The sequence below is a fragment of the Streptomyces sp. NPDC002785 genome (assembly GCF_040295565.1).
Taxonomy (GTDB): Bacteria; Actinomycetota; Actinomycetes; order Streptomycetales; family Streptomycetaceae; genus Streptomyces.
In genome coordinates this window covers 1-6,563 of sequence record NZ_JBEOVN010000295.1, presented here as the reverse complement: position 1 = coordinate 6,563, position 6,563 = coordinate 1, and the positions used below count along the sequence as shown (strand labels likewise).

Genomic DNA, 6,563 nt, shown 5'->3' with positions numbered 1-6,563 from the left:
CGCACCGTGTGGTGCGGCGGCCCTCTTGGCCAGGCCCGGTCGGCCGGATCGCCGGTCTACCCGGCCGGACAGGCGTTAACCAGCCGGGCCACCGAAGATTCCGGTGTTCCCATTGCCGTTCCCATTGCCGTTCCCATTGCCGTTCCCATTGCCATTGCCACCACTCGGCGGCGAGGGGGATGTCGGCGGGCTGGTAGTGGGGCCGCCGTCGCCTCCGCCATCCGCACCGGTACTGGTCCCGCCGCCGTTGTTCTGGCAGTTCCGGTCCCATGCGCTACAGGTGTCGCTGGGGTCGGGCGCGGACGGGGACGGGCTCGTCGAGGGCGACTCGGACGCCGACGGGGACGGCGACGGCGACTCCACCGCGGTGGGCGTCGGCTGGGGGCTCTGCGCGCCGCCACCGTAGACCGTGTCACCGATCGGCACCGGCTTCGGGAAGGTCATGACCTTCTTCCCCTTCATCGCCTCCGCCATGTAGTCGTGCCAGATCTGGGCCGGGAACGAGGCACCGTGGATCGTCTTCTCACCGCCCGTGCCGTACATCTTCTCGAACTTGCGGTTCTTGTTCTTCTCGTCGTCGTCCAGGCGGTACATGCTGATGGCCGTGGACAGCTGCGGGGTGTAGCCGACGAACCAGGCCGACTTGTTGTCGTCCGTCGTACCCGTCTTGCCCGCCACGTCGCGGCCGGGGAGCTGCGCAGGGGTACCGGTTCCCTTATCGACGACGTTCTTCAGGACGTCGGTGACGTTGTCGGCGATTTCGGGGGCGAAGGCCTGCTTGCGGGTCTCCTTGTGCTGGTAGATGGGCTCGCCCTTGTACATCACCTTGGTGACCGAGAACGGATCGCGCTGCTTACCACTGGCCGCGAAGGTCGCGTACGCGCCGGCCATGCGGATCGCACTGGGCGAGGACGTACCGATGGAGAACGACGGCACATGTGAATCCGCCATGTTCGTGTCGTCCTTGAGACCTGCGGCAATGGCGACGTCCTTCACCTTGTCGGTGCCGACGTCCATGCCGAGTTGTACGTACGAGGAGTTGGCGGACCACTGCATCGCCTCACGAAGGGTGATGTTGCCCCTCGACTCGTGGCCGTCGTTGGCCTGCAGCCACTCCTTGCCGTTCTCGTCGGTCCAGATCTGGCCGTCATACTTCTTGATCTTCAGCCTGTCGTCGGCGTTGTAGATGCTCAGCGGCGAGACCTTTTTACGCTGCAACTCATCCTGGTTCTCGGGGAGCGAGGGATCGCGCTTGCCGTACTGCATCGCCGCCGCCAGCACGAACGGCTTGAAGGTCGAACCGACCTGCGCGCCGGTAGGGTCCGCGTTGTTGGTGTAGTGCTTGGTCGCGTCCTCACCACCGTAGATCGCCGCAATGGCACCGGTCTCGGGATCCACCGACGCGCCGCCGAACTGGACGTGAGTGTCCGTCTCGGGGCGCTGCTTCGGCTTGATCTTGTTGTCGTAGACCTTCTGTACCGCGGCGTCGAGCTCGTTGACCTTCTTCTTGTTGAAGGTGGTGTGGATCTCGTAGCCGCCCTGAGCGAGCTTCTCCGCCGTGACGCCCTGGTCGTTGTTGTTGAGGAAGTACGACTTGGCGAGGTCGACCAGGTAGCCGGTCTGGCCGCCCAGCTGGGCATCCTTCTTCGGCAAGTCGGGCATAGGAAACTTGGTGTACTTGTCGCGCTCCGCCTGCGACAGACGCTTGTCCTTCACCTCTTCGTCGAGGATCCACTTCCAGCGCCGCTCGGCCCGGTCGGTGTTCTTCGCCCTGGTGGCCTGCTTGGCGTCGACCTCGGGAGCACCCGCCGGGTCGTAGTAGGTCGCGCCCTTGAGCAGCGTGGCCAGGAACGCACACTCGCTCGGGTTCAGCTCCTTGGCGTCCTTGCCATAGTACGTACGGGCCGCCGCCTGGAGCCCCGATGCGCCTCGCCCGTAGTAGGAGATGTTGAGGTAGTCACGAATGATGTCATTCTTCTCCATCTCATTGGCAACCTTGAGCGTGATGAAGAGTTCCTCGAACTTCCGGCTCAGGGTCTGTTCCTGAGAAAGACGCGAGTTCTTCACGTACTGCTGGGTGATCGTCGAGCCACCCTGGGTCTGGCCGCCGGAGGCCATATTGAACAGGGCACGGGCGATGCCCATGGGGTCGATGCCCTTGTCATGTTCGAAGGACTTGTTCTCCGCCGAGATGACGGCATTTCGCATGGCTTCGGGGATCTGCTCGAAGCCGATGATCTGGCGGTTGACCTCACCGCCGGTGGCGACCATCTGCGTGCCGTCGTCCCAGAAGTAGACGTTGTTCTGCGCTGTCGCGGTGTCCTTCACGCTGGGCTTGCCGACCATCGCGTACGCGATACCGGCAACGCCCATCAGCAGGCCGAAGAAGCCGATACAGAGGCTGGAGACCAGCTTCCACGACGGCACCCAGCGCCGGGCGCCGTACTTCCCGGCGCGTGGGTAGTCGATGAAGCGCTTCTTGACAGGACGCTGACTCCCGCGGCCACGCCCTCTGTCCGGGCCCTCGTGTCCGCTGTCACCACCACCGCCGCGACGACGCCCACCACCGCCACCACCACGGCTCCCGCCGCCGCGCTGGGCGGCTCGTCTGGCCTCGGCACGTCCGCCGTACGGACTGTCCCCGCCATGCGTTTCGGACGGTGACTCAGGAGTTACTCCGCGTGATGGATCGGCGCGGCGTCCTGAGGACTGGTGGGCGGCTCGTCTGGCCGCTGCACGCCCACCACCTTGCGGTTGCGGCGTTTTGCGACGGTGCTCGCTCATGGAACGACTACTCCTCGGGCAGGCGAGAACGCCTGGAAGCGGCAGTTGAGATCCGGTCCCTCCGAATTACGGACCAGCCCTGCGACAGGCTCATCCGCAGTGCATCCGGCTAGTCCGCGAAGACTGACGCGCACAGGCGCCTCACGGTTCCCGGTGGTCTGCATGCCGCACAGACTACGCACGATCAAAACCCTCCTAGGGACGAACTTCACCTCAAACGACGCAAGTCGGTGCCTACGAATTCACGATGTGACGCCGTTCACGATGACCCCTCTTGTCGCAGCGCGACGACCGATCTATCGTCGTGATGTATCGAGTCGATACATCAGCTCGGTACATCAGCTCGGCGCAGGGCTCCGCAGGAGCACTCGGAGAAGGAGGAGGCGAAATTGAGCAGACGCGCAGGCATCCTCGAATTCGCCGTTCTCGGCCTGCTCCGCGAGTCCCCGATGCACGGCTACGAGCTGCGCAAACGTCTCAATACCTCGTTGGGGATCTTCCGCGCCTTCAGCTACGGCACCCTCTACCCCTGCCTCAAGACGCTGGTGGCCAACGGCTGGTTGATCGAGGAGCCGGGAAGCTCACCGGGCGACCTTCCACCTGCTGCCGGCCGTGCGGTCGCCCCCGCCTCCTCACTGGCCGGGCGCCGCGCCAAGATCGTCTACCGGTTGACGGCAGAAGGTAAGGAGCACTTCGAGGAGCTGCTCTCGCACACCGGCCCCGACTCCTGGGAGGACGAGCACTTCGCAGCCCGTTTCGCCTTCTTCGGGCAGACGGAGCACGAGGTGCGGATGCGGGTGCTGGAAGGCCGGCGCAGCCGGCTGGAGGAGCGCCTGGAGAAGATGCGGGCCTCTCTGGCCCGCACCCGCGAGCGCCTCGACGACTACACACTTGAGCTGCAGCGACACGGCATGGAGTCCGTGGAGCGCGAAGTGCGCTGGCTGAACGAGCTCATCGAGAGCGAGCGGTCGGGACGGGATCAGCGACGGTCCTCGCCCGGGGGCGAAGCTCAGCAGAACACAGCAGGAGAGACGGACGGCCTGCCCCGGCACCGGGGTACCACCCCGCCGGATCCGTCCGACGACACCTCAAAGTGAGGTCCTCGCAGATCCGCGGGGCTTCATCGGGAACATCCATTACACACAGGGAGCAACCGGAATGGGTTCGGTTCGCGTAGCCATCGTCGGCGTGGGCAACTGCGCCGCCTCGCTGGTCCAGGGCGTCGAGTACTACAAGGACGCCGATCCGGCCGGCAAGGTGCCCGGTCTGATGCATGTCCAGTTCGGCGACTACCACGTGCGGGACGTCGAGTTCGTCGCCGCCTTCGACGTCGACGCGAAGAAGGTCGGCCTCGACCTCGCGGACGCCATCGGTGCCAGCGAGAACAACACCATCAAGCTCTGCGACGTGCCGAACGCCGGCGTCACCGTCCAGCGCGGCCACACCCACGACGGCCTGGGCAAGTACTACCGCCAGACCATCGAGGAGTCGGCCGAGGCCCCGGTCGACATCGTCCAGGTCCTCAAGGACCGTAAGGTCGACGTCCTCGTCTGCTACCTGCCGGTCGGATCCGAAGTAGCTGCGAAGTTCTACGCGCAGTGCGCCATCGACGCCAAGGTAGCGTTCGTCAACGCTCTCCCGGTCTTCATCGCCGGCACCAAGGAGTGGGCGGACAAGTTCACCGAGGCCGGTGTCCCGATCGTCGGCGACGACATCAAGTCGCAGGTCGGCGCCACCATCACGCACCGCGTGATGGCGAAGCTCTTCGAGGACCGGGGCGTCATCCTGGACCGCACGATGCAGCTGAACGTCGGCGGCAACATGGACTTCAAGAACATGCTCGAGCGTGAGCGCCTGGAGTCCAAGAAGATCTCCAAGACGCAGGCAGTCACCTCCCAGATCCGTGACCGCGAGCTCGGTGCGGACAACGTCCACATCGGTCCGTCGGACTACGTGGCCTGGCTGGACGACCGCAAGTGGGCGTATGTGCGCCTCGAGGGCCGCGCCTTCGGTGACGTTCCGCTGAACCTGGAGTACAAGCTCGAGGTCTGGGACTCCCCGAACTCCGCCGGTGTCATCATCGACGCCGTCCGCGCCGCGAAGATCGCCAAGGACCGCGGCATCGGCGGCCCGATCCTCTCCGCTTCCTCGTACTTCATGAAGTCCCCGCCGGTCCAGTACTTCGACGACGAGGCCCGCGAGAACGTCGAGAAGTTCATCAGGGGCGAGGTCGCCAACTGACGCGACCGGACACGGTGCGTCGGCGCGGCTCGGCGATGAGCGGCGACGCTCCTTCCCTGCCGCACTGTTGAGGGTCCCCGGGTAATCCGCCCGGGGACCCTCAACGTATGTGACCCTTGATCACATGCCTGTCGTAGGTGATCTGCGCGTACTTCTGCGCCTTCGGAACTTCCGTCGTCTACTCGCCGTACGACTCCTCTCCCAGTCGGCCGACGGCATCTACCAGGTGGCGCTGGCGGCTCATGTCGTCTTCTCCCCGGAGAAACAGGCGTCGGCGGGGGCCATCGCCTCCACAATGGCCGTGCTGCTGTTGCCGTACTCGCTCATCGGCCCCTTTGCCGGCGTCCTGCTGGACCGCTGGCCACGCCGTCAGGTCTTTCTGTACGGCAACCTGCTGCGCGCCGCACTCGCCTGCTGCACCGCACTCCTGATCCTCGGCTCCGCACCCGACTGGCTCTTCTACGCCTCGGCGCTGTGCGTCACCGCGGTCAACCGCTTTGTGCTGGCCGGGCTCTCGGCGGCGCTGCCGCGTGTCGTCGACAGCGACCGACTGGTGCTGGCGAACTCGCTCTCACCGACCGCGGGCACGCTCGCCGCCACGGCCGGCGGCGGCCTCGCCTTCATCGTGCGACTGGTAATCGCCGACTCCGATGCGGCGGTGGTACTGCTGGGCGCGGCTCTCTACCTTGCTTCGGCGCTGGCATCCCTGAGGCTTGCCACCGGGCTTCTCGGACCGGATCAGGACGGGCACCGCATCCGGCTGAGGAAGGCTCTGGTCATCACCGCACGGGGGCTCGCCGACGGGCTGCGCCATCTGGCGGAGCGGAAGCAAGCGACCCGGGCGCTGGCCGCCATGACCGTGATCCGCTTCTGCTACGGGGCGCTGACCGTGATGGTGCTGATGTTGTGCCGGTACGCCTGGTCCGACAGCGAATCCGAAGGCCTGGCACTCCTCGGACTGGCTGTGGCGGTCTCCGGTGCGGGGTTCTTCGCAGCGGCCGTGGTCACACCTTGGGCGGTGGGGCGGCTCGGCCGGTTCCGCTGGATGGCGGTGTGCGCGGCGGCGGCCGCCGTCCTCGAACCCGCGCTGGGGCTGTGGTTCATCCCCGCACCAACACTCGCCGCGGCGTTCATTCTCGGACTCGTCACCCAGGGGGCGAAGATCGCAACGGACACGGTGGTACAGACCTCGGTGGACGACGGCTTCCGCGGCCGGGTCTTCTCCCTCTACGACGTGCTCTTCAATGTGGCATTCGTGGGCGCTGCCGCACTCTCCGCCCTGATGCTGCCCCCTGACGGGCAGTCGTTCGTGGTGGTGATCGGGGTAGCCGTGCTCTATGCAGCCATCGCCGTACTGCTGTTCCGGTGGAGCCGCGCCGGTAGGGGGTTCTAACGGGCACGGTACGGCGAGGGGCGCTGTTTCACGTGAAACAGCGCCCCTCGCCGTACCAGATCGCGGTCATGTTTCACGTGAAACATGACCACCGCCGCGGTCGGCGGGTGTGCTCGGCTGGTCCGAGCGGTCGCCGGAGTTCGGT

At 65.9% G+C, this 6,563-nt stretch carries 5 protein-coding genes; 4 read left to right on the top strand and 1 reads right to left on the bottom strand.

Annotation, left to right across the window (positions count from 1 at the left end):
- Positions 1–75 precede the first annotated feature (75 nt).
- The gene (locus tag ABTZ94_RS35540) at positions 76–2,373 is read right to left on the bottom strand and encodes a transglycosylase domain-containing protein (RefSeq protein WP_351207257.1); all 2,298 of its coding nucleotides are present in this window, start codon (positions 2,371–2,373) and stop codon (positions 76–78) included.
- A 153-nt stretch (positions 2,374–2,526) separates the two neighbouring features.
- Here ABTZ94_RS35540 and ABTZ94_RS35535 point away from each other — a divergent pair, with 153 nt between their 5' ends.
- From ABTZ94_RS35535 to ABTZ94_RS35520, 4 genes are all read left to right on the top strand, one after another.
- On the top strand, positions 2,527–2,664 hold the full coding sequence (locus ABTZ94_RS35535; RefSeq protein WP_351207255.1) for a hypothetical protein: 138 nt from the start codon (positions 2,527–2,529) through the stop codon (positions 2,662–2,664).
- A gap of 509 nt (positions 2,665–3,173) precedes the next feature.
- Positions 3,174–3,881, top strand: coding sequence for a PadR family transcriptional regulator (locus ABTZ94_RS35530; RefSeq protein ID WP_351207253.1), 708 nt, complete (start codon positions 3,174–3,176; stop codon positions 3,879–3,881).
- A gap of 61 nt (positions 3,882–3,942) precedes the next feature.
- Positions 3,943–5,025 carry an inositol-3-phosphate synthase gene (locus ABTZ94_RS35525; RefSeq protein ID WP_351207251.1) on the top strand — a complete coding sequence of 361 codons (1,083 nt, stop codon included), beginning with the start codon at positions 3,943–3,945 and terminating at the stop codon, positions 5,023–5,025.
- Between the two features lie 124 nt (positions 5,026–5,149).
- Positions 5,150–6,418, top strand: a complete 1,269-nt coding sequence (locus ABTZ94_RS35520) for an MFS transporter (RefSeq protein ID WP_351207249.1) — start codon at positions 5,150–5,152, stop codon at positions 6,416–6,418.
- The last annotated feature ends 145 nt before the right edge of the window (positions 6,419–6,563 follow it).